This window comes from Enterobacter sp. Ap-867, from assembly GCF_011752855.1.
Taxonomy (GTDB): Bacteria; Pseudomonadota; Gammaproteobacteria; order Enterobacterales; family Enterobacteriaceae; genus Cedecea.
This window is the reverse complement of sequence record NZ_VWWS01000001.1, coordinates 1,236,701-1,263,315: the sequence shown is the minus strand read 5'-3', so window position 1 is coordinate 1,263,315 and position 26,615 is coordinate 1,236,701. Positions and strand designations below refer to the sequence as shown.

Here is a 26,615-nt window from a genome sequence, read left to right as displayed (position 1 = left end):
GCCACTTTAATTCCGGTGGCGACCTGATTGTTTTATTTCAAATGATACCGACAGTTATTATTTAATAATATTTATTACACTCAATCTATAAACCCCATCAATAATTAACCATCCGATGAAAACAAAAATTGCGTCAAATCATTTTTTATTGACTTAAAAAAACAAAAAAAAATAGAAAGAGTGATAAACAGCATATACCCTATCCATTCCCAAAATATGAACATGGATCATTTGTGGCTTTACATGGAAAATTTGTTATCAGTGATACCGATTACGCCCCTCTTAGTTTTTCCGACGTGGGTACATTTCTTGTATTTTCGGGTAATGGAGTTTATCTCAACTGGGGTGCTCGGGTAATAGCACTGATATATGAGAAGCGATTTTATAGTTTAGTGAAACAACAAAGGATGATATAAATGAAAAAGCATTTAACTGCTGATGTTATTATTGAAGCATCTTTCTTAGGAACTGAAGGAAACCTCACTTATAATAGGATTGATAGAGCGTTGGAAATTACTATGCATGGCATGATATTCAATGCTAATCATATGTCAGGTTTAACTCTCGCCAATAAGATTAAAAAATCAATAGAGAAAAGTACGATTCAACATGATATTAACTGGGTGATGATTAATGAAATCCGATTATATTGTTGCGCAGGTGGCTTTGGCGGGATATTTTCAGTTGCGAATGTATTAGCTTCACATCTCGAAAAACCAGTGAGAGCGTATACTACACAGTACTCACCGGCAGGAACTTTTGGGGGGTATGAAAATAAGATGAAATGTTTCCAACCTAAAAGAAAAAACGTTATGATCGATGGGATTCACAAAGTGTTATATTTTACTTGTGAGCATATGATACTTCCCACCCGTCGTGCATTGAGATAAAAATCACAGAAATGCCACATACTTTATCAATAGGCGAGAAGGTGAGTATCTGGCATTTCTAAAGATACTGGCATTGCTTGTGCTAACCATTTTTAAAAAATTACAGGTTGAATATTTCGATACTCAGCCTCTTAATGTGAGTCAATGTTCTTCCCCTTAGCGGCCAATCACAAAGTCTTCGTCATTGGTCCCCCAGCGCAGCGGGAGCGACAGGCTATAATTCCCTTCCCTGAGAAAACGGCGCTGTTCAAGCTCAACTCGCGAGGTATCCTCATTGGCTTGTTCCTCCAGCATAATCGTCACCCGGGCATCTAAAAACGCGTTCAACCAGGCCTGCTCGCTACCACCCTGTGCGGGTGTTTGGGCAACATTACTTGCCGCCACGCGTATGCCCCCAAACGCCTCTCGCTGGTTACCCGGCCCATGCATCACCAGCGCATCATAGTAGATAAACTGCCCGAGCGTGCTCAGCCCGTCTTCTTTCGCTTGCTCGACGGCGGGCTCCAGATACTGCTCCGTCAGAATTTCATCCTGCGCCGCCCGAAATGCGGGATCTTTTGCCGCCCGTTTCCAGGCATCAACAAAATCAGGATCAAGTCCGGTATGGGCGCTGCTTTCTTCTTCCGCGAGCCTTTTTAAGGCTGGCAGATACTTCGCAAGCGGGTTGGCCGCCCGCTTTGACGTGTAGCGCTCCACAACGTCGAGCATATCACCATTGGCGGAAGTAAAACCGATCAGACCAGCGGTATAGCCGCGATCGTCGTCGATATCTTCTATATAGGCATACTGTTTTCGCCAGTCCAGCGAGGAGTTTTCCGCGCTGGACACCAGCTGCATGGCGATCTCTCTTTTGGCGGGGGACAAAAGATCCAGGGCAAAAGCCTGGGATGCCAGGCAGAGTCCAATCAGTAAAAATACGCCAAACTTCGATGACAGCATCTTGTTCCCCTAAAAGAGCATTCGCGATATAGACTGGACAGTTTCGAATTAGTTCTCAGTCAAACTGTTATCCCTTTTTCTTGCCCCTCTGTTTCTACATCCCGGGCGTGGAACTAAAACGGGTGTACTTACACCAACAGCATTAAGAGCCGCAAGATATTTTTAAAATCGCAGTAGATATTGATCTCCGCAACAGCCATAAGAAGACTCCTTATGCCGCTGAACATAAGGAGGAAGCAGGTTGCCCTGACTGCAAAAGGCAGGACTGATAAGCTTTAGGGACATAGTTCCGAGTCCCCTTGAACATCTAACTCAGGACTTTCAATCTCAGGATAATTATCGCCATTTCTCAGGAATTATCTTTGAAATCAAATAAGTCACTACTAAAACCATCCCAATTGACACTCCTCTCTCCAGCCATGTTTCGAAATGAAAGAAAAAATATATAGAAAGCCAGAATATAACCCCCCCCCAAAGCGCACCAGAGTAATGTATTAAGATTCTTATCAACTTATTTTTAGCACTATTTTCAGATTCGTTTTTTTTGAAGTTCATTATCTAGTTCATCAATGATTTTATTAAATGCCGATTGTCCGAAAGTGTGTCTTATATGGATGGCTTCCAGAAAAGGTTGCAATGCAGGCTCCAGAAAAAAATAGAGCAAATCATAATCATACCTCCTCAGGCTATTATATACCTCAGGTGCATATGTTTGCAGCCTGAAAGATGTGTAGATGCTTCTTTCTATCATACCACCTGAAAGCAGAACATTGCCCAAAGCACTTCCTCTAACCCCCACAGTGAAGCTGGCCCGCTGAGCAATAACTTGGGCTATTCTGCCCGAAACAACAGTATTTCCTACAGCTCTACCCGTGACTGAAAAAAGTGTCTTACTGTATAAACTGTTTTGTTTTTCTTGCGGTATATATTTATTAAATACACCCAGAACATTTTCAACCGTTTTTATGAAGTTTGAGTTTTGCAAGATACCCCAAGTCTTGGGGTATTGACATGACACCGTGAAAAAAACCACTGACTGAATCTGGTGAGATGATTATTTTAGCTATTCGTCGTGCAACATCGATGTAAGTACCCATAGATCCCTCTATCTTTCTGTTTCCCATATACCTGAGAAATGCTTAGCACATTCACCATAATACTACCGAACCATTCTCCCTAACGCAAATTTCTCTTCCACCATAACCTACTCACAATTCATAACTAGCCTGTGACAAAGATTTAGTTTCAACAGTACTCTGTACTGAATGATTTTATATAAGTTAATTGCTTTGATTTTTAGATCGTATCCTCCTCAGCAGTTCTTCCCCCGCAGCGCGGTGTTTTCCATCAGTATCGCGGTTATCAACCCAGCTCAAGGATATTTGGGATAGTTATTTGCATATAACGCAGGGCAAGAAAGGGAATAAACTAGCGATACCTCTTTCATTAAGTTTCGTTTCATGAGCAGCGCTCTTTGGCTGGACGTATATTGCAGTCTGATTTTTATCCAGTTTTGGGGAATGGTTTTGGAGGAGTTTTGGGGAAGCGTTATTGAGGGCTAGAAACTGTTATCCATTTTTGCAGTCGCTCTGTTCATACAACCCAGACGTGGCGCGGCCTACAATCGAGCCGAATAATTTTCTATGCGGAGTTCTGCATGTTCGGTTTAGACGCTTTTCACCTGGCGAGGATCCAGTTTGCTTTCACTGTCTCCTTCCACATTATTTTCCCGGCCATCACCATCGGGCTTGCCAGCTACCTCGCGGTACTTGAGGGGCTCTGGCTTAAGTCTAAAAACCCGGTTTACCGCTCGCTGTACCACTTCTGGTCGAAGATTTTTGCCGTCAACTTTGGCATGGGCGTGGTCTCCGGGCTGGTCATGGCCTACCAGTTCGGCACCAACTGGAGCGGGTTCTCGCAGTTTGCCGGCAGCATCACCGGCCCGCTGCTGACCTACGAAGTGCTGACCGCTTTCTTCCTTGAAGCCGGTTTTCTGGGCGTGATGCTGTTCGGCTGGAACCGCGTTGGCCCGGGTCTGCACTTCTTCGCCACCTGCATGGTAGCGCTCGGGACAATCATTTCCACTTTCTGGATCCTCGCCTCAAACAGCTGGATGCAAACCCCTCAGGGCTTTGAGATCCAAAACGGACAGGTCGTCCCGGTGGACTGGCTGGCGGTGGTCTTTAACCCGTCATTCCCTTATCGCCTGCTGCATATGTCCGTGGCGGCGTTCCTCAGCAGCGCCTTCTTTGTTGGGGCCTCCGCCGCCTGGCACCTGCTGCGCGGCAATAACGCGCCAGCCATTCGCACCATGTTTTCAATGGCCCTGTGGATGGCGGTGATTGTCGCCCCCCTTCAGGCAATGATCGGCGACATGCACGGCCTGAATACGCTCCAGCATCAACCGGCTAAAATCGCCGCCATTGAGGGACACTGGGAAAACCGTCCCGGCGAGCCGACGCCGCTGCTGCTGTTCGGACTGCCGGATATGGACCAGGAGCGCACTCGCTTTGGCCTGGAAATCCCGGCGCTCGGCAGCCTGATCCTCACCCACAGTCTGGAAAAACAGGTGCCTGCCCTGAAAGAGTTCCCGAAAGAGGACCGCCCTAACTCGCCGATTGTCTTTTGGTCGTTCCGCGTGATGGCGGGCTTAGGCATGCTGATGATCCTGCTCGGCGTCGCCAGCCTGTGGCTTCGCTACCGCGACCGGTTGTTTGAGAGCCGCCCGTTCCTGCACTTTACGCTGTGGATGGGGCCCTCGGGGCTGATTGCCATTCTCGCCGGGTGGATTACGACGGAGGTTGGCCGCCAGCCCTGGGTCGTTTATGGCCTGCTGCGCACCAAAGATGCCGTGTCTGCCCACGGTACGCTGCAAATGAGCCTCAGCCTGGCCGCTTTCTTTGTGGTGTACATGTCGGTGTTTGGCGTCGGCTACGGCTACATGATTCGGCTCATCAAAAAAGGCCCGCAGCCGTTCGACGACCATCCGGCACAAGGCACCCCATCCCGCCCGCTGTCCGCGGTCGCTGAATCACTCGAGGAGACGCGCTAATGGGCATCGATTTATCTGTTATTTGGTTTGTGATCATCGTCTTCTCCACCCTGATGTATATCGTGATGGACGGTTTCGATCTGGGGATTGGCATTCTGTTTCCGTTTATTCGCGACGCTGATGACCGCGATGTGATGGTCAACAGCGTGGCACCGGTCTGGGATGGGAACGAAACCTGGCTGGTGCTGGGCGGGGCTGCCCTGTTTGGTGCCTTCCCGCTGGCGTATGCGGTTATCGTCGATGCCCTGACTATTCCGCTCACGCTGATGCTGGTGGGGCTGATTTTTCGCGGCGTCGCCTTCGAGTTCCGCTTTAAGGCCACGCCGGCGCATCGCCCCTTCTGGGACAAAGCGTTCCTGGGAGGATCGATTCTGGCGACTTTTTGCCAGGGTATCGCCGTCGGCGCCGTTATCTCAGGCTTTTCAGTCAGCGGGCGGCATTTTGCCGGTAGCCAGCTTGACTGGTTGACGCCGTTCAACCTGTTCTGCGGCCTGGGTCTGGTCATAGCCTACGCTTTACTGGGTGCCACCTGGCTGGTGATGAAAAGCGAAGATCCGCTGCAAAGAAGAATGCGGAGCCTGACCCCAGCATTGCTGCTGGCGCTTTTGGCCGTGATAGCGGCGATCAGCCTCTGGACGCCGCTTCGCCACACGAATATTGCCGAGCGTTGGTTCTCCCTGCCAAATCTGCTGTTCCTGCTGCCGGTCCCGCTGCTTGTCGTGCTCTTCAGCCTGTGGCTCTGGCGCAGCGTGCGGGCAACCGACAGCCTGCACGCCACACCGTTTGTGCTGACGCTGGGGCTGGTTTTTCTGGGCTTTAGCGGGCTGGGCATCAGCATCTGGCCAAACATCATTCCGCCGGACATCACGCTGTGGCAGGCCGCTGCGCCACCGCAAAGCCAGGGCTTTATGCTGGTTGGCGCGCTTTTTATTATTCCGATAATCCTGGTTTACACCTTCTGGAGCTATTACGTATTCCGAGGGAAGGTGCAGCCTGGCGAGGGCTACCATTGATGAAAGAGACCGCTAAACGTGTCATGTGGATGGTTATTCTATGGAGCGTCAGCGTATTTGCACTGGCCGCAGTGGGGATGGGATTTCGCCTGCTGATGACCGCCGCAGGCTTTAAATCTTAATTCGCTGAGCCGTGCGTCGTGGGAAGGAATATGTTCAGTCCTTCCCGCTAACTCATTCTGAATCTATGGTGAAGAAATTGATTTTCTTTAAAACTGTGCTAATTCTTTAATGCGTTAATGAGGAAAAACAGTTAACCATTTCAATGAAACATTCAGAGGATGACAAAGATGAAATATATGCTACCCGCACTGGCTTTAACGCTGTTAGTTTCATCACCTGTTTTTGCGGCAAAACAAATTACTCATGAAGAATCATCTGGTTATACAAAAGTTGGCGATCTTTCCCTGGAACAAGACGGGACCCCGACCGTCGGACACAAGGATTTATCCAAAGAGGTAAATCAAAAGTGTGAAGCGTCCAACGTGAAGCCTGCCGACTGCTTTTATGTGATAATAGCTGCCACCGGCGACGAGTCTAATCATAAAAATATTAATATCGAAGTCTTTAAGAAATAAATAACCAGACGGCCCTAAAACAGGGCCGTCATTCATTTTTATTTCACTTCTGTTTTCACGCTGGCCTGCGGCACATTACGATATTGTAATATTCCAGCGGCAACCTCTAAATAACGCAGCGAAAAATACACTCTGTCCTGCCCCGCTGCGGGTTTGACAGACATTAAGCGCTTCTGCTCGGCAGTAGAAACAGGCTCGGCGCTAAAGTGAGCGGTATTTTTATCCTGACGGAAGAGTTCGATCACCTCACCGCTGCTTTGCGTTTGCCGGTACAGCGCTCGCGCAGCTGGCGTTAACACGCCCGTCCCGGCCCCGTCCTGCACCCAGATTTTCACCCCGCTGTGGCTCAGGGTCGTCACCCATTTTTGGTAGCCATCCGGCGACATATTGCCGGCAAAGAAGCTGCTGACGGCAACCGGTTTATCGGCCACCAAGGCGAGAGACTCATGGGTTTTTGTCAGCCATGCCAGCGCGGCCTGCTGCATATCCGGGCTTCGCCAGCGGCGGTCGTCCAGCTCGCTGCTGATGTACCAGCCCGCAATGTTTTCAGCCCCGAGCACCTGTGTCCAGCGCGTGGCAACCGCCACGTCCTGGGCGCGCAGCAGGTTAAAATAACTTTCAAGCGCAGTGAGCGGCTGATTTTGCCGTTCGAAGAATTTATCGTCCGCGGCCAGGCCCAGCACCAGCTTCAACCCGCTGTTTTTTACCAGGCGAGCCTTGCCCTCCAGCCAGTGTTGCGACTCCCCGCCGGCGAAGGCGTCCCCATAGCGGCTCCACTGAAAGACCAGAGTATCAATGCCCTGTTGCTTCAGCTGCGCCAGCATCGTGGTCCATTGCTGGTCGGTCATCGACATATCACGCAGCTGGGGCTGATACATTACCGCGTTAATGGCAAAGGCAGACGCCGGGCAAAACAGCGCGGCCGCCAGCGTTAATGCCGGAGTAAATTTCATTACCAACGCACTCCTATGGTAAGGAACAGACTGTTTTTGGAGTCTATATCGCGGTTGCGGCCGTCGAATACCCGCTGGTATTCCAGCCCCACGCTCGCCTTGTGGGGATAAGCATCATAATGTGTTTCGCCAAACCAGGTGTTATAGCGAACGCCTACGCCGCCGAGCCTGTTATCCATACTGCGTGAATGCCGCGTCTGGTTGTTGTACTGCACATGCCAGTAAGGTTCGATCGTGTGCCGCGCCGAAACCTTGTGGTGCCAGCTTTGTCGGTAATCGGCCGTGTACAGCTGATAGTCGTATTTCACGAAATGCGCCGCGTCCAGATAGAGGTTCTGCGCAAACCAGCCTTTACCCAGCGGGTGCCAGTCATCGCTGTACTCCCCGCCGTTCAGGAACGAAGCGCTGGCTCGCAGCATCATATCCGTCCGGGCATCGTCCGCCTTATCGAGAGGAAGCTGCTGCTCCACCGCCAGATAAATAACCTGCTCACGCAATGGCTTCCAGCGAACGCCCATTCCCACCATCGGCTGATAGATAGGCGCGATATTGCTGTGCCCTGCGCTGCCGCCAAACAGTCGGGTATAAACCGAAAGCTGATCGCCATCCAGAATTTGATTCTGACCAATGCGGTATTCAGCTTCAGCCTGGCCATAACTACGGTTGCTTTTATCTCGTGAGACGCCGCCGCCTGCGCCCGCTTCATTTTTAGAGGCGGAAGTCAGGCCCAGCGAACTGTCAAAGGAGAACGTCCAGCGCCGCTGGCTATCTTCGTGCACGCGGCGGAAGGCGAACCGCTCTTTTTGCTGCGCGTTGGTTAAGCCTTTGGACGGGGTCAGCGTGTTGTCGATACCATCCACAACGCGTTCGCTGTAGCGTTTGGTTTGCGGCTTGTCATCCAGCCGCTGGTTGATATAAACCATCTGTCGCAGGATTTCCGGCGAGTCAGGCATGGTTTGCAACGCTTGCTCCAGCTCGCTGCGCGCGCCGGGCATATCTCCCGCTTTAAACAGCGCAAAACCGCGCGTGGCGTGATCCTGCTCCGGCGGGGTCTCAAAGTTCAGCTCCGGCATGGCTCGCTGCCAGGCCACCTGTCGCCAGTAGTCAAGCGCGGCGCTGTCTTTCGCCAGCCAGGCGCTGCGCGCTGCGGCACGGATGTCTTCATCGCTAAGCGTTTTAACCGGCACGCTCCGCAGGCTACTTTGCGCCAGCGCGTAGTCTTCTACGGCAAACGCCAGATAAGCCACCTGCCGCGCGTAGTAAGGATTAGCATCGCGGGATTGAGCCTGCTGGGCGGCATACAGCGCCATTCCCGGCGAGGTTTGCTGGTAGCATTCCGCGAGGTGCGACCAGCTCTGCGCATCGTACTGCGGCGACATGTCGCCCAGGATGGTGATAACTTTATCGCACTGGTCTTTAAGCACGCGCGCCTGCGCCATACGAATTTCAGCGGCGGAAAGCGGTTTTGGCTTCACAACCGGCAGCGTTGCCTCTGGTAGCTTCAGCCCGCCCCACGTCACCATCAGATAGCGCCAGTTATGTTTCTCACTGTCCGTATCAAAGGCAGGCTTGTGGCTGGACAGGTAATTTTCCAGTTCGGGATGTTTCTTGCGCTCCGCCAGGGACTGCGCGTAGGCCAGCTGCATACCCGGCGTGTTCATGACGCCCTGCTGCTGGAGATCCAGAATACGGCGATCGCGCCCAAGATGAAGCAGGATGGCAAACCACTGCTGATACTGCTCTTCACTCAGCGTCGCCAGCCTGTCCTGCAGGGCAAAGCCGCGATCGGCTGTTTGCCACTCCTGCAGGTAAATAGCGCGCTGAGTCAGGTTGTTAATCAACGTGTGCCCCGCAGGCGAGGTGCGAAACGCATCGTCGTTAAACTGCTGCAGCGCGATATCCAACGCCCCAAGCTTAACGGCAAAGTTACCCACTTCGGCGCGGCATACCACGGAAGGAGAAGCGTTACATTCGTCGTTAAACGCCAGCAGTTGCTCACGCGTTGTCACATTTTTAGCTGGAAGGGGAATAGCGTCCCGCGCCCGACGGACCTGCGCGTTGTCGGGCGTTTTGCGTAGTTGCTCATTCAGCAGCGCAGCCGCTTTATCGTCATGGTGAAAATGGCGATACGCTTCGGCAAGCCAGAGCGTCAGTCGGACGCTATCCGGGGCCAGCTCGCGGGCGTGCTGAAAACTGCTGATGGCACGCTGCTCATCGTTGGCTTTCAGCGCCTTTTGCGCGCGCTCAATGTGTGGATACACCTTGAAGTAGCGGTAACCGCTTAACCCCAGATCCTCTTTCGAACCTTCGGTGGCCGCCAGGGAATACCCGGCGATCATCAGGCCGCATGTCAAAATAGCTAACGGTTTAAGGCTGAACTTCATGCTATTTCTCCTGCAAGGCTGGAGATTTGCAGGCTGCTCAACCCGGCTTTATGCATCAGCCCATTTAAAGAAGGCTGGAGTATTTTTTGCTGTTCCAGCGCACGATCGACCGCGTGTTGGTCGACAACTTGTTCCTGCACCAGGAAATCACCAAACTGCATTTCACTGCGCTCATAGCGCAGCAGTACCGCTTTCAGTACAGCCTCATCCAGGTGACTTTCCGTAATCAGCACTTCGGCAAACAATATTTGCCCGGAGACATATTCCTGCCAGATAGCCTCGGCCTGATCCGAAGTTAACATTTCCGCATTGACCGCTCTGGAGAGCAGTTCCGACGGGTCGTTTTCAGACTGGAGATACCAGCGACGTAGCCCCACCACAACTTCACCTCGCGGCACGATAACGTAACTTACTGGACGCTGAACTTTGCGCCCCAGCGCAGCAAGAGAGACGGGATCAATGGCACTTTCGCTGGCAAAAATCAGCGTTCCCTGCTCCTCGCGTAGCGGAAGCACCGCGTAGTGCAGCGCCACATTTGCCGGCACCGATTTAACCAGCGCCTCATCTAAACGACGGCTGTCGATGATTTCCATCGGCACGCTTGCCTGTTCCGCCAGAGCATTCGCTAGCTGTTGGGCCGTAATCACCCCGCGATTAACGAGGCTCCCCCCAAGTTTGAGGCCAGGTACTCTGTTTTGCAGCGCTTCCATCAGTTGCTCTTCGCTGATAACGCCCTGGCTGACCAGAATTTCACCCAGCGGACGAAGAGCACGGTTGCGGGTATTGACTGTCGGGAAGTCATGGGTTGTTTTATCCCAGGCAACGCGCCTCGGATCACCATGCTGGATCACCTGACGAATTGCACGCCAGTTGGCCATAAAGTTGATTAAGTTGCCCCAGAACAGGCGTGGAATGGACATCAGTCCCTGCCCTAAGCCGTAGTAACCGGTGACGAAGATAATTCGCTGTAAAATTCGGTTGGCCATCAGGAAAAAGTTTATCCACAGCAGAGTGCTGAGCCATGCGCCACCGACAAAGATCGACAGGAACTGCCAGGCGCCTTCTACGCTGCGCTGATAAATTAACAGCGCCACCAGCTGCAGCATCACCAGCATGGCGGCAAAACTCAGGAAGTTAGCCACAGCGCCTTTCCGGTCGCGCCACAGGAAGTAGTTAAGTACCCAGTTATTGCTCCAGCGATGCGTCTTAAATCCCTGAAAAACGATACCAATAATCCAGCGGGACTTTTGGCGCACCGCAGTCGTATACGTATCCGGGAAATATTCGCGCACGCAGATCACTTTTGCGGTGCGTTTACGCTGGCCGAACGGCCTTGCGGAACGATCGGTGTCATCCACCACCGGGAAGCGACAGAATATCTCCTCCATCCCTTTTTGCCGCAGGCGGAAACCGATGTCATAGTCTTCGGTCAGACTTTGCACATCAAAGGCGATACCGTCACCATCAGCAAGCAGCGCCAGCACCGCGCGGCGGCTGAAGCAGGTGCCGACGCCAGCGCTTGGCACCTGGCCTGCCAGCGCCTCACGCACCGGGACATCCTTGCCGTGGAGCTCGGAGAACTCGTCGAGATAGCTCAGGCTGGTGAAATGGGTCCAGCGGCGCTCGAAGGGGTAAACCGGGATCTGAATCAGATCTTTACGGTCAACGAGGTAGTTGAACAGCCGCAGCTCCATCGGGGAAATAACATCCTCTGCATCGTGCAGAATAAACCCTGAAAAGGAGAACCGGGCGTTACGCTCAAACTGCAAAATCGCATCAAGGATATTATTCAGGCAGTCGGCTTTACTGGTTGGGCCTGGGCGGGCGCAAACCACTTTGTGCACGTTAGGGAAACGGGCACACACCTCATCGACGTCGCGCTGCGTGTCAGGATCGTTGGGGTAGGTACCGACAAAAATATGGTAATTCTCGTAGTCGAGCGTGCTTGCCGCAAGGCTCGCCATATTGCCAATAACGCCGGTTTCATTCCAGGCCGGCACCATGATAGCAAGCGGCTTTTCCTGTGGTTCATACAGCTGCTTATAGCCTAAATGATTATGCCGACGATAAACGGTACAGGCGCGCCAAAGGCGGCGGAACCAGAACACAATATCAATAAACAGATCGTCGATTCCGCTGATAAGCATCAGAATCGCCAACCCAATCGCTATGACCTTCAACCCATACAGATAAGTAGAAAAATAGTCTACTAACCAGTCCATGCCTCACCCCGAGGTTATTTATCGTTAACGACACTACACGACATCGCAGGCATACGGTCAGCCTCAAATGTTACCGGTATCATAGTTGATAAGAAAAATCTTACAAAGGATAATGTTTTGCTATTTTCTTTCCTCAACATTAAAGACACTGCTCATTAACCATATAACCAGCGCAAGATTCTTTAATTAACAAATTAAACAGTTCATAAACATTCATCAGGATGCGTTCGACTTTTTACCTGGCCGTCTTTCGAAAAATACGGCACCAGGTCAGAATAGCGCTCCGCAACCGCCGTCTCTCACTGGATACACCGACATGACCTACAGCTGGCTTATTCTCGCAATCGTTGCCGAAGTGATTGCTACCACCGCGTTAAAACTTTCCGATGGTTTCAGCCGTCTGTGGCCAAGCGTCGTCACGATTCTTTTTTATGCTGTCGCATTTTACGCGCTATCTATTACCATGCGCACTATCCCAACCGGGATCATTTATGCCATCTGGTCCGGCGCCGGCATCGTGCTCATTGGTATGATTGGCTGGCTTTTCCTCGGGCAAAAACTCGACTGGCCTGCCCTGGCAGGGATGGCGCTGATTATACTCGGTGTGCTGGTTATTAACCTCTTTTCTAAATCCGTTGCACATTAACGAGCGCCGTCCGGGCTGTCTTATCACGGCAGCCCGGGTCTGTTAATTTTGCTCGGCCACCATAATGGCCATCGTGTCCGGCTCCAGCGCCCGGAAAATATGCGGCTGATCTGCCGGGTAGCAAATATAGTCCCCGACGCCCAGCTCTGCGGCAGACTCCGTCAGGCCGACCAGAGCCCGCCCCTGCGTCACAATCATATGCTCCACCGAACCCGGTGGATGCGGCTCTGAAAGCCTTGGCGTGCCGGGCTGCGCTTCGACCAGATAGATATCCCGACGCACGCCTGGCGGACAGGTTGCCAGCAAAATAGCGACATAATTAGCCTGTTCGGCGGCAATGCGGCTGCCCTCACCCCGGCGAATAATCTGCGTCCGGGCGCTTTGCGGCTCCAGCAGCGTGGCGAACGGAATATTTAACGCCACGCACAGCGCCCAGAGCGTCTCCAGGCTAGGATTACCGTTCCCGGCTTCCAGCTGTGAAAGCGTGGATTTCGCAATCCCGGCCCTGCGGGCGACTTCCGCCAGCGACAGCCCCGTCCGCCCACGTTCACGCACCAAACTTTTTGCGATGGTGTCTATTGGCTGGGTCATAAAACTCCCCCACTGTTCGTTAAAATGAACGATTCGTTCGCTTGATATGGTAACAGATTGCGGTCATTATAATGGCGATTTCGTTCGATATGGAAAACATAAGATGATGCGAGAACATCTCCGTACCCTGCCCGGAGACACCAAAAAAGCGATATTTCTGGTCTGCCTGGCCGTCGGCGTCGTGGGCGTCTCCTACGGCTCGCTGGCGATGGCCTACGGGTTCCCACTCTGGCTGCCGGTTCTGGCCTCTTTTGTTGTGCTGGCGGGGGCATCCGAATTTATGTTTATCGGTATTATTGCCAGCGGCGGGAATCCTTTTGCCGCCGCGATGGCCGGTCTGCTGGTCAACGCCAGACATATTCCGTTTGGCGTCGCCGTGCGGGAACTGGTGGGCACACGCCTGCTAAGCCTGTTGGGCTGCCATATCATGAACGACGAAAGCGTGGTGTTCGGGCTGTCCCAGGCCACGCCTGAAAAACGCAAAGCCGCCTACTGGCTCTGCGGGGCTGGCGTCGCGATCTTCTGGCCCGCAGGAACGCTGCTTGGCGCAGGCGTAGGCAGCCTGCTTCCCTCGCCGGAGGTTATCGGGCTGGATGCTGTATTCCCGGCTATCCTGCTGGCGCTGGTGATCCCGGCGTTTAAAAGCCGTACAACCCTGGTTCGCGCCTCAACCGGGGCCGCCATTTCACTTGCCGCCACGCCTTTCGCCCCCGTTGGCCTGCCGGTACTGCTTTCAATGCTGGGCCTGCTGGCGAGGAAAAAATAATGACCAATACATTCACCGTGCTTGCCGGCCTGGCCGTGCTTTCCGCAGGAACATGGCTGATGCGCTTCAGTGGCGCAAAGCTCGGCAGCAAGCTGGCGCTTTCCGAACGCTCGCAAAAGCTGCTTAACGACGGGGCAACGACCCTGCTGTTTTCGGTGGCGCTGGCAACCACCTTTTTCGAAGGTGCGCACTTCGCCGGATACGCCAGGTTTGCAGGCGTTGCCGTGGCCGTATTCCTTGCCTGGCGCAAAGTGCCATTGATTTTTGTCATTATCGCCGCGGCGCTGGTTACCGCGCTCCTGCGCCTCGCCGGTCTTCACTGATGGGCTGCCGCTTTTGCGCGGCCCTTCGCATATTCCGCCTTAACCGCAGCGCAACAAAACGCCTTCCTTGCCCGTTTTTACCTTGCTGACAAACCTTTAAATCACTTTTGATTCGCCGAATAGTTTCGCACGGGGATTATCGCTAGAGTAGCCAGGTTGCGTGCTGACGCTGCCCCTCACCCTAACCCTCTCCCCTCTGGGGTTAGGGTGAGGGGCACAAACAACAATGGCTCAAGAAAAAACACCCACGAGGCGTGGCAAGATGGCAATAAAACAACCGCTCAACATTATCCTGTTATTAATTGTTACCGCACTCTTCTCCGGCCAGACCATGGCTGAACGTCACGGACATGAATACTTCGTGGTGAAAGATATGGACATTCAGCTTAGCCACCAGGCAGACAGCGACGAACTGCGCCAGGCGGCAGAAGATTCCGCTGATGATTTTCGCGAACACCATCATGCGGTCACCCACAGACGGCCAGCCACCTATTTACGTTAAGTCGATTTTCAACAATCGTTAGTAATTTTTCTTCGTTCTCATCCTTTATTGCCTGAGTTGTTATGGGTTTCAAGGCGCTGCGTGCGCCGCTAACAATCAGACAATAAAGGATAACACCATGCCATCATCGCCTCGCCAGAATACGATCGCTCGCGGTCTGGCATTAGCAGCAGCCTTTGCTGCTTTCAGCCCCAGCGCCGCCCCGGTAAAAGGCGGGGAATTGGTCTACCTGGAACAACAGGCTCACACTAACCTTTATCCTCCGGCCGGGGGCTTTTACCCGAACGGCGGCATCCTGAACCAAATTACCGACAAACTGACCTGGCAAAACCCCAAAACGCTGGAAGTGGAACCGTGGATCGCCGAATCCTGGACCAGCAATGCCGACAAAACCGAATACACCTTCAAGCTGCGCCCTGGCGTGACTTTCTCCGACGGCACCCCTCTGGATGCCAATGCCGTGGCCAAAAACTTTGATACCTACGGCCTCGGCAACAAAGCCCTGCGCCTGCCGGTATCTGAGGTGATCAACAACTACGACCATAGCGAGGTTGTTGACCCGCTGACCGTCAAATTTTTCTTCAAAAAACCGTCGCCGGGCTTTTTACAGGGCACGGCAACCATCGGCTCCGGCCTGGTTTCCCTGAAAACGCTGTCGCGCACCTTTGACGAACTGGGCGATGCCCGCAATATCATCGGTTCCGGCCCGTTCGTGGTGCAAAACGAAACCCTGGGCCGGGAAGTCGATCTGGTCGCGCGGAAAGACTACCAATGGGGGCCGAAAAACAGCCCGCAGCAAGGGCCAGCTAACCTCGACGGCATTAAGATTCTGGTGACGCCGGAGGACAGCGTGCGCATCGGCGCGCTGCTGGCGGGCCAGGCAGACTTTATTCGCCAGGTGCAGGCCTATGACGAAAAACAGGCCACCGATCAGAAGTTCCCCCTTTACGCCGCCCCAACCCGAGGCGTGAACGACGGCATAGCGCTGCGCCCGGATAACCCGCTGGTCGCTGACGTCAAAGTTCGCCAGGCGCTGCTGCACGGCACCAACGCTCAGCAGGTTGTCGACACCCTGTTTTCCGCCAACTATCCGGTTGCTACGTCGGTGATCGCCAGCACCGCAGCGGGCTATGTTGACCTGCGCGACAAGCTGAAATATGACCCGGCGCTGGCAAATAAACTGCTTGATGAAGCCGGATGGAAAAAAGGCAGCAACGGCGTTCGCCAGAAAGACGGCAAGCCGCTGGCGCTGACCATTTACGAATCCCTGCCGCAGCCGCAGAACAAAGAAGTGCTACAGCTGGTTGCCCAGCAGTGGAAGCAAATCGGCGTGGGCCTGAGCGTGCGCGCCGGGGATGCCGGTAGCCGGGTGCTGGATACCAACGATCCGCATAAAACCGGGGTTAACGTCATCGAAGTAGGTCGCGCTGACCCGGACGTGATCAAAAGCCAGTTCCATCCGGCCAACCGCGATGCCCTGCTGCAAAAAGGCGGCCTCAGCGCCGCCTCCCAGTTTACCGACGACAAGCTGAACGCCCTGCTGGTGGGGATCTCTTCCGAAGTGGATCCGCAGAAGCGCCTGGCGCTGGCGGGCGATGCCCAGCGCTACCTTATCGACCAGGCCTACGTCATCCCGATCTTTGAAGAGCCGCAGGTCTTTGCCGGTGCACCGTGGCTGAAAGGCGTGGCGTTTGAAGCGGTCGGACGCCCGTCGTTTTACGCCGCCTGGCTTGAAAAACACTAAGGGGCAACCATGACACGTTATCTGGCCGGGCGCATAGCCCAGGCGTTGCTGGTACTGTGGGCGGCCTATAGCGTGTCGTTCATTCTTCTGCAGCTCTTGCCGGGCGATGCCGTCCTGATCAAATTCCAGAACCCGGATCTCGGCCTGAGCGCCGAGCAAATTCAGGAGATGCGGGTGATCTATGGCGAAAGCACCCCGCTCTGGCAGCAATATTTGACGACGCTCGTCCATATGCTGCGCGGTGAGTTTGGCTACTCCATCGAGGCTGGAGTGTCCGTCAGCCAGCTGATTGCCGCCAACCTTCCTTCGACGCTGCGGCTAGCCGGGCTGGGTTTTGCCGCCGCGATTATTCTTGCCGTGGGCATTTCAGCGGCCTCTACGCTGGCCCCGCTTCGCTGGCTGAGAACGCTCTTTGCCAACCTTCCGGCGCTGTTCATTGCCGTCCCGACGTTTTGGCTCGGCATTGCGCTCATTCAGCTGTTTTCCTTCCAGTGGCGGCTGATTCCGGTGATCAATCCCGGTTTCTGGCAGGGGCTGATTTTGCCGGTCGCCACGCTTGCGGTGCCCATTAGCGCCCCGCTGGCACAGCTGCTGATGCGAAATATCGACCAGGTGCTGACCCAGCCGTACGTCGCCGTTGCCAGGGCAAAAGGCGGCAGCCGCGCCGGGGTACTGTGGCGGCACGTGGCCCGCAACGCCCTGTTGCCGGTGCTGACCGTGGCCGGTTTGCTGCTGGGCGAGCTGATTGCCGGGGCGCTTATCACCGAAACCGTCTTTGGCCTTAACGGCCTGGGCCAGCTGACGCAGCGGGCGGTGAACAATCAGGATGTCGCCGTGCTGCAGGCGGTGGTGATGATCTCCGCCCTGAGCTTCGTGGTCATTAATCTGCTGGTGGATGTGCTTTATCCCCTGCTCGATCCGCGCCTTAAATCTATTCGGGGAGTCACCGCATGACGACCGTTGATATTAATACTCCGCTGCCGCGCCGTGCGGTAAGCCGCTTTTCGGGCCTGCGCGCTAACGTTCAGCCCGGTCTTTGGCTAGCCTGGTTAACGCTGATTATTGTCGCACTTTGGGCGCTGTTCCCGGCGCTATTCACTCAGTGGAGCCCAACCGAAGGCGTCCCGGGCGCGCAGCGTCTTGCACCTCAGGCCGGACACTGGCTGGGCACCGATCAGCTTGGCCGCGATCTCTACGCGCGAATCGTCTGGGGCGCATCGCATTCGCTCTCCGGCGCGCTGGTCGCGGTAGCGCTCGGGCTGGTGGTCGGTACTGCACTTGGCGTCCTGGCCGGGGCAACCGGCGGCAAAACGGAACACGCGCTCATGCGAGGCGTGGATGTGCTGCTGGCGATCCCCGGTCTGCTGCTGTCGCTCAGCGTGATTATTCTGCTTGGTTTTGGCACCGTGAACGCCGCTATTGCCGTGGGCGTGACGTCTATTGCGAACTTTACCCGCCTGGCCCGTGCAGAAGTGGTTCGCATTCGCCACAGCGATTACGTCGAGGCTGCGGTCGGCAGCGGTGGCACATTCCTACAGGTGCTGTGGCGCCATATTTTGCCGAATGCTTTGACCTCCGTGTTGGCCTTTGCCGCGCTGCAGTTCGGCTCCGCCATTCTGGCGCTGTCTACGCTGAGTTTTCTGGGTTATGGCACGCCGCCGCCGACGCCGGAATGGGGCCTGTTGATTGCCGAAGGTAGGAACTATCTGGCAACGGCCTGGTGGCTTTCCACCTTCCCCGGCATGGTTGTCGTGGCCGTCGTGCTTGCCGTCAATCGTCTTAGCCACCCTTTTGCCCGGAGATCGTCATGAATACACCGCTGCTAAAAATCACCGACCTCAGCATCGCCTGGCGCCAGCGCGGCGGTAAAAAACGCGTGGTGCATAACGCCTCCTTTAGCCTGAACGCTGGCGAGGTGCTGGCGATTGTGGGCGAATCCGGCTCAGGGAAAACCACCCTCGCCCAGTCGATTATTGGGCTGCTGGGCGACAATGGCGTAATTGAATCCGGTGAAATTCAGCTCAACGGGGAAGCCATCAGCCGCTGGTCTGAACGCCAGCTTGATGCCCTGCGCGGAGCCAGCATCAGCCTGATCCCGCAGGATCCTGGCAGTTCCCTGAATCCGGTAAAAACCATCGGCGAACAGGTGGCCGAGGTACTGAAACTTCACACGCGGTTGCCTAAAGCCGAGCGGGAAAGCCAGGTTGTGGCCCTGCTAGAAAAAGTGGGCTTGAGTCACCCGGCGCAGCGCGCGGGGCAATATCCGCACCAGCTTTCCGGCGGGATGAAGCAGCGGGTGCTGATCGCCATGGCTATCGCCCTGAAACCCGCGCTGATTATCGCTGATGAGCCGACCAGCGCGCTGGACGTTACGGTGCAGAAACGCATTCTTGATTTGTTGGATACTCTGCGGCGCGAGTCCGGTACGGCTGTACTGTTTGTGACACACGACCTGGCGCTGGCCGCCCAGCGTTCCGACCACATTCTGGTGTTCCGCGACGGGCGAATCCAGGAGGCTGGCCCCACGAATGACGTCGTTCGACAGCCTAAAAACTCCTATACGCGCCAGCTGTTTGCCGATGCGCCAGGGCTGTCGCGCACGCTGCGAGCCTGGCCTTCACGCGCCCCGCAAACGGCGGCCATCGAAATCCGTAACCTAAGCCAGCACTTCTCCCTGGGGAAAGGCAGTGACCAGACGCTCCGGGCTCTGGACAACGTGTCATTTACCGTAGCCAAAGGCACCACCCACGCGCTGGTTGGCGAGTCAGGCTCAGGTAAATCCACGCTGGCGCGCATTCTGCTTGGCTTCCAGAAGCTGGACAGCGGGCAAGTGCTGATCGACGGCATCGACACCACCGATCTCAGCCCGGAAGCGCGCCGTCAGCTCCGGCAGAAAATTCAGCTGGTGTACCAGAACCCCTTTGCCTCACTCGACCCGAGCCAGACGCTCTTTCGTATCATCGAGGAGCCGCTGCTTAACTTCGGCAAGCTGTCGAAGGCCGAGCGGCGCGCCAAAGTAGAGGCGATTACCGAACGCGTGGCGCTCCCGCTGGAGGCGTTGACCCGCAAACCTCGTGAGCTTTCCGGCGGGCAGCGGCAGCGCGTGGCTATAGCCCGCGCGCTGATTCTTGAGCCACAAATTCTGGTGCTGGATGAGGCCACCTCTGCGCTGGATGTCACGGTACAGGCACAAATTCTGCGCCTGCTTGACGACCTGCAGCAGCAGCTCGGCCTGACTTACCTGTTTATCTCCCACGACCTCGCCACCGTGCGCCAGCTGGCCTACAGCGTTTCGGTGCTACGCGCCGGAGAACTGGTGGATAACGGCCCGATTGCCGACGTATTTAACGCCCCGGCCAGCGATTACACATGGCAGTTGCTGAACGCTATTCCCGATATTGGCTTTGGCCATAAGGACGTTGCATGACCATTAAACGACTGGGCTTTTTTACCCGCCTGCTTGACCATGCCCCGGCAGCCGAACGCTACCGGCTGGCAACGGAACAAATTATTCACGCCGAATGGCAGGGTTTTGATGCCGCCTGGGTGGCGCAGCATCACTTCCATGAAGCCGAAGGCGGCCTTCCCGCCCCGCTGGTGTTTCTCAGCCACGTGGCGGCCCATACCCGACGCATCCGCCTTGGCACAGGGATTATTACCCTGCCGATGGAATCCGCGCTGCGCGTGGCCGAAGACGCAGTTGTCCTGGATCTGCTGAGCGGCGGGCGCTTTGAACTTGGCGTCGGCTCCGGCGGCACACCGGGCTCCTTTCCGGCATTTGGGTTACAAAGCGCGGAAAGGGGCAAAATTTACGCCGACAACCTCTCATTGCTGCGCTCAGCCCTGAACGACGAGCCGCTGGCGGGCACGGATAACCATCTTTACCCGGCCTCCCCGCAGCTAAAAAACCGCATCTGGCAGGCAACTTTTTCCGTTGACGGCGGCGCGCGGGCAGGAAAAGCGGGCGACGGGCTGATGCTTTCCCGCACTCAGCCTCGCCCGGCTGACGCGCTGGATACCCCGCTGGATGAGATACAAAACCCGATCATCGATGCCTATCTGGACGCCTTACCCGAGGGCGTTGAGCCTCGCATCCTTGGCTCCAGAACCGGGTTTGTCACCGACGACGGCGAGCTGGCAAGGCAGCTAGCGGCCAAAGGGCTGCGCCAGCAGGCTGAGCAGCACCGGGCGCAGGGGCATCCGGTATTGGGCGAGACGCTGGATAGCCATATTGCCTCGTTTGACGTTCATCTGGGGACGCCGCAGCAGGTCATTGCCTCGCTGACACGCGACAGCACGCTCCAGCGCGTGACCGACCTTTCGTTCCAGGTGCACTCCATCGATCCGCCGCATGCCTACATTTTGCGGTCTATTGAACTGCTGGCGCAGCAGGTTGCCCCGGCGCTCGGCTGGGTTCGCAGCAGCGCCCGCCCAACCTCTACCTCGTCATTGTCTAAGGAGTCATTATGAGTCATTCGGATTTGCTCAATCATCTGGCGGGCGTTATTCCCGGCACCGCGCTTGCGGAAGCGCGGGAAATCCGCGAGGCCGCCACAGCCCACGCGCAGGGCAGCTATGAGGCACTTTTCGGTGAGGCCAGTTCAAGTGGCCTGAGCCTGCCAGAAAGGCTGCATCTCGCGAGGCGAGTGGCGGACTGGCACGACGATGCCCGGCTCACGGACCATTACGCCCAGCGTCTGGCTGGCCAACCCGCCAGCGAACGCTTTAGCGCCTGGCTCGATCATGCCGAAAGACTGAGTTTCCAGCCGGTGCAGGCAGGCCCGCAGGACGTCCAGACGCTGATTCAGGCAGGCTTTAGCGAAGAAGAAGTGGTGACACTGTCACAAATTATTGGCTTTGTGGCCTTCCAGAGCCGACTGCTGCGCGGCCTGCGCCTGATTGGAGGCCAACAGACAAACGGCGAACAGGTTCGCATTCCTGCCGCCGGCGAGTGGCACCGCCAGCCGTTAACCGCCAGCGGCAAATCCGCCCCGGTGACGTTTACCCAGGCCGAGCTTAACTGGGAACCCTGGATAGCCGCCCTGCCTTACGCGGAATTCGCCCCGGAAGAGCAGGAAACCCTGAAACGTTTTGGGCACCAGGACTCGGATTATTTCCGCCTGCTGGGCCGCAATCTGCCGGTACTGGAACAGCGCACGCTCACCGATAAAGGCATTTTCTATACGCCGGGCGGTTTGCCCCGCGCCGAGCGCGAACTTGCCGCCACGGTTGCCAGCAAGATCAACGGCTGCATTTACTGCGCCTCCGTGCACGCCCGCAAGGCCAGCCAGCTGTCAAAACATAATGAAGCGATTGAACGTCTACTGGCCATCGAACCTGGCGGGACGCTGAGCGACGGGCAATCCCCTCGCTGGCAGGCGGAAATTAACTTTTCGGCGGCATTATCCGCCACTCCGGCAAGCGCCAATGCGCAACAGATACATGCCCTGAGGGAACTGGGATTAAGCGAGCTTGAGTTGTTGGATTTGGTGCAGTCCACGGCCTTTTTCGCATGGGCCAACCGTCTGATGCTGACCCTGGGCGAGCCGTTTAACTGATTGCAGGCAGGCAAACGTGCCGGGGAATTATGATCCACCGGCACGCTTAAGTGAAACCGTCACGGATGATTAATGATTCGCCGCCTGACGAAGATCGCACACCCGGATAGCTTTTCCTTCTGAACGCGGCAGGCTGCCGCAGTTCACAATGGTGATATCCGTTGAAATCCCCACCATCGACTTAATGCGGTGGCGCAGCTCATGGCAAACCGCGCAGCGCTGTTCGTGGCTGAGATACAGGCTGCTTTCCTTCAGTTCCACCTTGATCGCCAGGGTATCCAGGTGCCCGCGACGATGCACCTCCAGCTGATAATGCGGTGCCAGGTGCTGGAATTTCAGGATCTCTTCTTCCAACTGGGACGGGAACACATTCACGCCCCGGATAATCAGCATATCGTCTGAACGGCCGGTTATCTGATCCATTCGGCGCATGGTACGAGCGCTGCCCGGCAGCAGGCGCGTTAAATCGCGGGTACGGTAGCGGATCACCGGCAGCGCCTCTTTGGTCAGCGTGGTGAACAGCAGTTCGCCGTGCTCGCCGTCGTCCAGCGGGACACCGCTCTGCGGGTCAACGATTTCCGGGTAGAAATGGTCTTCCCAAATCGTCGGGCCATCCCGGGATTCCAGGCATTCCATTGCCACGCCCGGCCCCATCACTTCCGACAGACCGTAGATATCCAGCGCGGTAATGCCCAAGCGACGTTCAATTTCCGCCCGCATCGCTTTGGTCCACGGCTCCGCACCAAAGACCCCGACGCGGAGTGAGCAGCCGCTGGCGTCGCCGCCCATCTGCCGTTCCAGCTCTTCAATCAGGTTCAGGCACCAGGACGGCGTGACCATGATCATGTCCGGTTTAAAATCACGGATCAGCTGCGCCTGTTTTTCCGTCTGGCCGCCGGACATCGGGATCACTGTCGCCCCGAGGCGCTCTGCGCCGTAGTGCGCTCCCAGCCCGCCGGTAAACAACCCGTAGCCGTAGGAGACGTGAATTTTATCTTTTGGCGTTCCGCCTGCGGCACGCAGCGAACGCGCCACAAGGTTAGCCCAGGTATCAATGTCGTTTTGGGTGTAGCCCACAACGGTAGGTTTGCCCGTGGTGCCGGAGGAGGCATGAATGCGAACGACCTGCTCCATCGGCACGGCGAACGTGTCAAAAGGATAGTTATCGCGCAGATCCTGCTTGGTGGTGCACGGGAACAGGCGAATGTCTTTCAGCTCTTTAAAATCGTCAGGGTGCACGCCCACGGCGTCAAATTTGCGCTTATACATCGGGACGTTGCTGTAGGCGTGATTCAGCGTCCATTTCAGGCGCTGCGTCTGCAGGGCCTGAAGCTCATCCAGCGATGCGGTTTCAATCGGTTCCAGCTTGGTTTCAGAGGTTATCATTATTAGGGTACTCGCAGGTTTGACTAGCTCACACGCTCAAGGACCAGGGCAATGCCCTGACCCACACCGATACACATAGTGCAAAGGGCATACCGCCCGCCGCGCCGGTGCAGCTCCAGGCTGGCCGTTAACGCCAGTCTGGCACCGCTCATCCCCAGCGGGTGTCCCAGGGCAATCGCGCCGCCGTTAGGATTCACATGCGGGGCATCATCCGGAAGCCCCAGTTGGCGAAGCACGCCGAGCGCCTGCGCGGCGAAGGCTTCATTGAGTTCAATCAGATCCATGTCGTGGATGCTTAATCCGGTCATCTCCAGCACTTTACGTACCGCAGGCACCGGCCCCAGCCCCATCAGGCGAGGCTCCACGCCCGCCGTCGCCATCGCGACTATGCGCGCCTTAGGCGCCAGGCCGTGCTGCAGCGCGGCAGCTTCGCTGGCGATAAGCAGCGCTGCCGCCCCGTCGTTCACGCCGGAAGCATTGCCCGCCGTCACGACGCCGTTCGCGCGGAACGGCGTTTTTAGCGCCGCCAGCTGTTCAAGCGTGGTTTCCGCCCGCGGGTGCTCGTCTTCCCTTACTTCCGTCACCGCGCCTTTGCGACCGCTTAGCGTGACCGGCACAATCTCTTCAGCCAGAATGCCTGTCTGCTGCGCGAGAGCGGTACGCTGCTGGCTGCGAAACGCAAACCGGTCCTGGTCTTCACGGCTTATTTTTAACAATTCCGCTACATTCTCTGCCGTTTCCGGCATGCTGTCAGTACCAAATTGCGCTGCCATGAGCGGGTTCACAAAACGCCAGCCAAGGGTGGTGTCAAACATCTCGGCCTGACGCTGGAACGGCGAGCTGGCTTTGGCCATCACAAACGGTGCCCGAGACATGGATTCCACCCCACCTGCCAGCATGAGCTGAGCGTCACCTGCTTTGATGGCGCGAGCCGCAAAGCCCACGGCATCCAGCCCGGAGCCGCACAGGCGGTTGATCGTGGTGCCCGGCACAGTCTGTGGTAAACCGGCCAGCAGCGTCGCCATGCGTGCCACGTCGCGGTTATCCTCCCCGGCCTGGTTCGCGCAGCCAAAAATCACGTCGTCTACGGCGCTCCAGTCGAGAGTGGGATAGCGTGCCAATAGCGCTTTTAGCGGCAGCGCGGCCAGGTCATCCGCGCGCACGCTCGCAAGCGCGCCGCCGTAGCGGCCAATCGGGGTGCGTACCCCATCGCAAATAAAAGCCTGACTCATAATTTTTCTCCTGAAACCGTCGTCCCGATGCGATGGGCGCGGCCGCGAAACAGCGCCAGCGTCTTCTCGTCCTGATTACTGATCTCGATATCGTAGACGCCCGTCTGCCGCCCCTGCTGGCGCACCCTAGCCACCGCTTTAAGCCGGTCCCCCGCCTTGCCGGGACGCAGAAATTCAATGCTGCAGCCGGAGGCCACCGCCGCCAGCCCCTGGCTGTTGCAGGCGTAGGCAAAAGCGGTGTCGGCGAGCGTAAACAACTGCCCGCCGTGGCAGGTCTGGTGCCCGTTAAGCATGGCCTCAGTGATGGTCATGGTGAGCAGAGCAAAACCGTCGCCCATCTCAACCACTTCAATGCCCATCTGTCTGGCGCAGTTGTCCCGCGCGTACATCACGCGGGCGTTATCCCAGGCGTTAGTGCTCATGTTGGTTCTCCAGCAGCGCTCGCTGGCGCAGTAAAGAGGTCGGGCGGTAGCGCTCTTCTCCGTAATGGCGCTGCAGATTTTCCAGCAGCGTCAGAATGTTTTGCCAGCCCAGGCGGGCTCCCCAGGCCAGCGGCCCGTGCGGATAGTTCACGCCGAGCTGCATGGCGGTATCGATGTCGGCTTCCGCAGCCACGCCTTTCTGCAGCGCATCCAGCGCTTCGTTGGCGAGCATCGCCACGGTGCGCCAGGCCAGCATGCCAGGGTAGTCACCGATCACCAGCACCTGTTTACCCTGCTGCTGGAAGTAATGGGTGACCTGCGCCAACTGCTGAGGCGTGACCGAAGCCGACGGCGCTAACACTTCCAGCGAAGACTCGGCGAGTCTGTCCCGCAGCACTACCGGGCGTTTCAGCTCGGCCGACATGGCGGTGGCCGTAATACCGCTGGTTATGGCAACGGCGATGCCGTCGATTTCAAGAGTTTTGCCGACCTGCGTGACCTGTTTAGCCGCCAGTTCGGCAGGCACTTGAGGCTGATATGCCGGTTTCGCCTCAAGCGGCCAGCGGTAGACGCCCTGCCCGGTTTTCTTGCCCAGCCGCTTGCCAAGCACCAGTTCCTGCTGGGCGAGAGAAGGCAGGAAACGACGCTCCTGCCAAAAGGCGTTAAACACCGAGCAGGTGACGGCGAAGTTGACGTCCTGACCTATCAGATCCGTTAACGCCAGCGGCCCCATCGGGAAGCCCGCCCCGTCGCGTAACGCGGCATCAATAGCCGCCGCCGGGGCAACCTGCTCCTCCAGCGCGCGCCAGGCTTCAGCATAAAAAGGCCGAGCCACGCGGTTAACGATAAAGCCCGGCGTGGAATGGCAGCGCACCGGCTGTTTACCCCAGCGCAGAGCCAGCTCGCAAAGCCGCTCGGCAATCTCCGACGAGGTTTCCAGGCCGCTGACCACTTCGACCAGTTTCATCACCGGCGCAGGGTTAAAGAAATGCAGTCCGACCACGCGCGCCGGGTGGCTGATGCCGCTGGCGATGGCGGTGATAGAAATGGATGAGGTATTGCTGGCAAAGACGGTATCAGCCCCGCAGACCGCCGCTAAATCGCGGAAGATGGCCTGCTTGACGTCAATTTGTTCGGCGGCGGCCTCAATCACCAGCGCGGCCTGAGCCAAATCAGCCAGCGTTTCCGCCGGATGCAGCCGGGCAAGCGTTGACTGACGGAGCGCCTCGTCAAGTTTGCCTTTGGCTACGCGGGCGCTGAGTACGGTATCAATGCCGTCTATCGCACGCTTTGCTGCGCCGGGCTGAATGTCGTACAGCCACACCGGATGACCCGCGCTGGCCGCCACCTGGGCAATACCTGCGCCCATGGTGCCGCTGCCAATCACCGCAATCACGGCCTCAGGAGTTAACAT

At 56.3% G+C, this 26,615-nt stretch carries 25 protein-coding genes; 15 read left to right on the top strand and 10 right to left on the bottom strand.

Annotated elements, in window-relative coordinates; genetic code table 11:
- Positions 1–416 precede the first annotated feature (416 nt).
- Positions 417–890: a hypothetical protein gene (locus F3J26_RS05930; RefSeq protein ID WP_166992244.1), complete on the top strand. Its 474-nt coding sequence runs from the start codon at positions 417–419 to the stop codon at positions 888–890.
- A 156-nt stretch (positions 891–1,046) separates the two neighbouring features.
- On the opposite strand, the gene F3J26_RS05925 is transcribed toward F3J26_RS05930, so the two are convergent.
- Together F3J26_RS05925 and F3J26_RS05920 are read right to left on the bottom strand one after the other, a co-directional pair.
- Positions 1,047–1,829 carry a chitosanase gene (locus F3J26_RS05925; RefSeq protein WP_166992241.1) on the bottom strand — a complete coding sequence of 261 codons (783 nt, stop codon included), beginning with the start codon at positions 1,827–1,829 and terminating at the stop codon, positions 1,047–1,049.
- A gap of 529 nt (positions 1,830–2,358) precedes the next feature.
- A complete protein-coding gene (locus tag F3J26_RS05920) occupies positions 2,359–2,814 on the bottom strand; it encodes an Ssp6 family T6SS pore-forming effector (RefSeq protein ID WP_353621170.1) in 456 nt (151 codons plus the stop codon).
- 672 nt (positions 2,815–3,486) lie between these two features.
- On the opposite strand from F3J26_RS05920, the gene F3J26_RS05915 reads away from it, so the two are divergent.
- From F3J26_RS05915 to F3J26_RS05900, 4 genes are all read left to right on the top strand, one after another.
- Entirely contained in the window at positions 3,487–4,881 is a 1,395-nt protein-coding gene (locus F3J26_RS05915) for a cytochrome ubiquinol oxidase subunit I (protein ID WP_166992236.1), read from the top strand.
- Positions 4,881–5,894 carry a cytochrome d ubiquinol oxidase subunit II gene (gene cydB, locus F3J26_RS05910; protein ID WP_166992233.1) on the top strand — a complete coding sequence of 338 codons (1,014 nt, stop codon included), beginning with the start codon at positions 4,881–4,883 and terminating at the stop codon, positions 5,892–5,894. The genes F3J26_RS05915 and cydB overlap by 1 nt, the downstream gene beginning before the upstream one ends.
- Positions 5,894–6,016, top strand: a complete 123-nt coding sequence (locus F3J26_RS05905; protein WP_008461441.1) for a DUF2474 domain-containing protein — start codon at positions 5,894–5,896, stop codon at positions 6,014–6,016. The genes cydB and F3J26_RS05905 overlap by 1 nt, the downstream gene beginning before the upstream one ends.
- A 168-nt stretch (positions 6,017–6,184) precedes the next feature.
- Positions 6,185–6,472 (top strand): YdgH/BhsA/McbA family protein, encoded by a 288-nt coding sequence (locus F3J26_RS05900; RefSeq protein WP_008461440.1) that lies wholly within the window; start codon positions 6,185–6,187, stop codon positions 6,470–6,472.
- Between the two features lie 38 nt (positions 6,473–6,510).
- On the opposite strand, the gene F3J26_RS05895 is transcribed toward F3J26_RS05900, so the two are convergent.
- From F3J26_RS05895 to nfrB, 3 genes are read right to left on the bottom strand one after another with little or no spacing between them, the layout of a single operon-like run.
- Entirely contained in the window at positions 6,511–7,425 is a 915-nt protein-coding gene (locus F3J26_RS05895) for a DUF4434 domain-containing protein (protein WP_166992230.1), read from the bottom strand.
- Positions 7,425–9,809 (bottom strand): NfrA family protein, encoded by a 2,385-nt coding sequence (locus F3J26_RS05890; protein ID WP_166992227.1) that lies wholly within the window; start codon positions 9,807–9,809, stop codon positions 7,425–7,427. The genes F3J26_RS05895 and F3J26_RS05890 overlap by 1 nt, the downstream gene beginning before the upstream one ends.
- The gene (nfrB, locus tag F3J26_RS05885) at positions 9,806–12,031 is read right to left on the bottom strand and encodes a cyclic di-3',5'-guanylate-activated glycosyltransferase NfrB (RefSeq protein WP_166992224.1); all 2,226 of its coding nucleotides are present in this window, start codon (positions 12,029–12,031) and stop codon (positions 9,806–9,808) included. Before nfrB ends, F3J26_RS05890 begins: the two co-directional genes overlap by 4 nt.
- A 316-nt stretch (positions 12,032–12,347) precedes the next feature.
- On the opposite strand from nfrB, the gene F3J26_RS05880 reads away from it, so the two are divergent.
- A complete protein-coding gene (locus tag F3J26_RS05880; protein WP_008461433.1) occupies positions 12,348–12,677 on the top strand; it encodes an SMR family transporter in 330 nt (109 codons plus the stop codon).
- 42 nt (positions 12,678–12,719) lie between these two features.
- On the opposite strand, the gene F3J26_RS05875 is transcribed toward F3J26_RS05880, so the two are convergent.
- Complete coding sequence (locus tag F3J26_RS05875; protein ID WP_008461431.1) at positions 12,720–13,268, bottom strand: helix-turn-helix domain-containing protein; 549 nt, start codon at positions 13,266–13,268, stop codon at positions 12,720–12,722.
- 106 nt (positions 13,269–13,374) lie between these two features.
- Between F3J26_RS05875 and F3J26_RS05870 the strand changes: the two genes are divergently transcribed.
- The 9 genes from F3J26_RS05870 to F3J26_RS05830 all read left to right on the top strand — a co-directional run bounded on the left by F3J26_RS05870 (position 13,375) and on the right by F3J26_RS05830 (position 22,161).
- Positions 13,375–14,034 carry an AzlC family ABC transporter permease gene (locus F3J26_RS05870; protein WP_008461430.1) on the top strand — a complete coding sequence of 220 codons (660 nt, stop codon included), beginning with the start codon at positions 13,375–13,377 and terminating at the stop codon, positions 14,032–14,034.
- The gene (locus F3J26_RS05865; RefSeq protein WP_008461429.1) at positions 14,034–14,357 is read left to right on the top strand and encodes an AzlD domain-containing protein; all 324 of its coding nucleotides are present in this window, start codon (positions 14,034–14,036) and stop codon (positions 14,355–14,357) included. Before F3J26_RS05870 ends, F3J26_RS05865 begins: the two co-directional genes overlap by 1 nt.
- A 262-nt stretch (positions 14,358–14,619) precedes the next feature.
- On the top strand, positions 14,620–14,859 hold the full coding sequence (locus tag F3J26_RS05860) for a DUF2554 family protein (protein WP_039302993.1): 240 nt from the start codon (positions 14,620–14,622) through the stop codon (positions 14,857–14,859).
- 118 nt (positions 14,860–14,977) lie between these two features.
- Positions 14,978–16,603 (top strand): TIGR04028 family ABC transporter substrate-binding protein, encoded by a 1,626-nt coding sequence (locus F3J26_RS05855; protein ID WP_166992221.1) that lies wholly within the window; start codon positions 14,978–14,980, stop codon positions 16,601–16,603.
- Positions 16,604–16,612: 9 nt separating this feature from the next.
- Complete coding sequence (locus tag F3J26_RS05850; RefSeq protein WP_166992218.1) at positions 16,613–17,557, top strand: ABC transporter permease subunit; 945 nt, start codon at positions 16,613–16,615, stop codon at positions 17,555–17,557.
- The gene (locus tag F3J26_RS05845) at positions 17,554–18,414 is read left to right on the top strand and encodes an ABC transporter permease subunit (RefSeq protein ID WP_166992215.1); all 861 of its coding nucleotides are present in this window, start codon (positions 17,554–17,556) and stop codon (positions 18,412–18,414) included. Before F3J26_RS05850 ends, F3J26_RS05845 begins: the two co-directional genes overlap by 4 nt.
- A complete protein-coding gene (locus F3J26_RS05840; protein ID WP_166992212.1) occupies positions 18,411–20,030 on the top strand; it encodes a dipeptide ABC transporter ATP-binding protein in 1,620 nt (539 codons plus the stop codon). Before F3J26_RS05845 ends, F3J26_RS05840 begins: the two co-directional genes overlap by 4 nt.
- Positions 20,027–21,073 (top strand): putative FMN-dependent luciferase-like monooxygenase, encoded by a 1,047-nt coding sequence (locus tag F3J26_RS05835; RefSeq protein ID WP_166992209.1) that lies wholly within the window; start codon positions 20,027–20,029, stop codon positions 21,071–21,073. Before F3J26_RS05840 ends, F3J26_RS05835 begins: the two co-directional genes overlap by 4 nt.
- Positions 21,070–22,161, top strand: coding sequence for an alkylhydroperoxidase domain protein (locus F3J26_RS05830; RefSeq protein WP_166992206.1), 1,092 nt, complete (start codon positions 21,070–21,072; stop codon positions 22,159–22,161). The genes F3J26_RS05835 and F3J26_RS05830 overlap by 4 nt, the downstream gene beginning before the upstream one ends.
- Before the next feature lie 69 nt (positions 22,162–22,230).
- On the opposite strand, the gene paaK is transcribed toward F3J26_RS05830, so the two are convergent.
- The 4 genes from paaK to F3J26_RS05810 are packed head-to-tail and all read right to left on the bottom strand — an operon-like array spanning position 22,231 to position 26,615.
- Positions 22,231–23,547 (bottom strand): phenylacetate--CoA ligase PaaK, encoded by a 1,317-nt coding sequence (gene paaK / locus F3J26_RS05825; protein WP_166873542.1) that lies wholly within the window; start codon positions 23,545–23,547, stop codon positions 22,231–22,233.
- A 23-nt stretch (positions 23,548–23,570) separates the two neighbouring features.
- Positions 23,571–24,779, bottom strand: coding sequence for a 3-oxoadipyl-CoA thiolase (gene pcaF / locus F3J26_RS05820; protein ID WP_166992203.1), 1,209 nt, complete (start codon positions 24,777–24,779; stop codon positions 23,571–23,573).
- Positions 24,776–25,201, bottom strand: coding sequence for a hydroxyphenylacetyl-CoA thioesterase PaaI (gene paaI, locus F3J26_RS05815; protein ID WP_166992200.1), 426 nt, complete (start codon positions 25,199–25,201; stop codon positions 24,776–24,778). The genes pcaF and paaI overlap by 4 nt, the downstream gene beginning before the upstream one ends.
- The gene (locus F3J26_RS05810; protein WP_166992197.1) at positions 25,191–26,615 is read right to left on the bottom strand and encodes a 3-hydroxyacyl-CoA dehydrogenase NAD-binding domain-containing protein; all 1,425 of its coding nucleotides are present in this window, start codon (positions 26,613–26,615) and stop codon (positions 25,191–25,193) included. The genes paaI and F3J26_RS05810 overlap by 11 nt, the downstream gene beginning before the upstream one ends.

Bases quoted from the DNA above. Each gene is read 5' to 3' on its own strand.
- F3J26_RS05890 (WP_166992227.1), bottom strand. From the start codon at position 9,809: ATGAAGTTCAGCCTTAAACCGTTAGCTATTTTGACATGCGGCCTGATG.
- F3J26_RS05895 (WP_166992230.1), bottom strand. From the start codon at position 7,425: ATGAAATTTACTCCGGCATTAACGCTGGCGGCCGCGCTGTTTTGCCCG.
- F3J26_RS05930 (WP_166992244.1), top strand. From the start codon at position 417: ATGAAAAAGCATTTAACTGCTGATGTTATTATTGAAGCATCTTTCTTA.
- paaK (WP_166873542.1), bottom strand. From the start codon at position 23,547: ATGATAACCTCTGAAACCAAGCTGGAACCGATTGAAACCGCATCGCTG.
- paaI (WP_166992200.1), bottom strand. From the start codon at position 25,201: ATGAGCACTAACGCCTGGGATAACGCCCGCGTGATGTACGCGCGGGAC.
- F3J26_RS05810 (WP_166992197.1), bottom strand. From the start codon at position 26,615: ATGTTAACTCCTGAGGCCGTGATTGCGGTGATTGGCAGCGGCACCATG.
- F3J26_RS05860 (WP_039302993.1), top strand. From the start codon at position 14,620: ATGGCAATAAAACAACCGCTCAACATTATCCTGTTATTAATTGTTACC.
- F3J26_RS05835 (WP_166992209.1), top strand. From the start codon at position 20,027: ATGACCATTAAACGACTGGGCTTTTTTACCCGCCTGCTTGACCATGCC.
- F3J26_RS05870 (WP_008461430.1), top strand. From the start codon at position 13,375: ATGCGAGAACATCTCCGTACCCTGCCCGGAGACACCAAAAAAGCGATA.
- F3J26_RS05905 (WP_008461441.1), top strand. From the start codon at position 5,894: ATGAAAGAGACCGCTAAACGTGTCATGTGGATGGTTATTCTATGGAGC.
- cydB (WP_166992233.1), top strand. From the start codon at position 4,881: ATGGGCATCGATTTATCTGTTATTTGGTTTGTGATCATCGTCTTCTCC.
- F3J26_RS05840 (WP_166992212.1), top strand. From the start codon at position 18,411: ATGAATACACCGCTGCTAAAAATCACCGACCTCAGCATCGCCTGGCGC.
- F3J26_RS05925 (WP_166992241.1), bottom strand. From the start codon at position 1,829: ATGCTGTCATCGAAGTTTGGCGTATTTTTACTGATTGGACTCTGCCTG.
- pcaF (WP_166992203.1), bottom strand. From the start codon at position 24,779: ATGAGTCAGGCTTTTATTTGCGATGGGGTACGCACCCCGATTGGCCGC.
- F3J26_RS05850 (WP_166992218.1), top strand. From the start codon at position 16,613: ATGACACGTTATCTGGCCGGGCGCATAGCCCAGGCGTTGCTGGTACTG.
- F3J26_RS05855 (WP_166992221.1), top strand. From the start codon at position 14,978: ATGCCATCATCGCCTCGCCAGAATACGATCGCTCGCGGTCTGGCATTA.
- F3J26_RS05915 (WP_166992236.1), top strand. From the start codon at position 3,487: ATGTTCGGTTTAGACGCTTTTCACCTGGCGAGGATCCAGTTTGCTTTC.
- F3J26_RS05830 (WP_166992206.1), top strand. From the start codon at position 21,070: ATGAGTCATTCGGATTTGCTCAATCATCTGGCGGGCGTTATTCCCGGC.
- F3J26_RS05900 (WP_008461440.1), top strand. From the start codon at position 6,185: ATGAAATATATGCTACCCGCACTGGCTTTAACGCTGTTAGTTTCATCA.
- nfrB (WP_166992224.1), bottom strand. From the start codon at position 12,031: ATGGACTGGTTAGTAGACTATTTTTCTACTTATCTGTATGGGTTGAAG.
- F3J26_RS05875 (WP_008461431.1), bottom strand. From the start codon at position 13,268: ATGACCCAGCCAATAGACACCATCGCAAAAAGTTTGGTGCGTGAACGT.
- F3J26_RS05880 (WP_008461433.1), top strand. From the start codon at position 12,348: ATGACCTACAGCTGGCTTATTCTCGCAATCGTTGCCGAAGTGATTGCT.
- F3J26_RS05865 (WP_008461429.1), top strand. From the start codon at position 14,034: ATGACCAATACATTCACCGTGCTTGCCGGCCTGGCCGTGCTTTCCGCA.
- F3J26_RS05845 (WP_166992215.1), top strand. From the start codon at position 17,554: ATGACGACCGTTGATATTAATACTCCGCTGCCGCGCCGTGCGGTAAGC.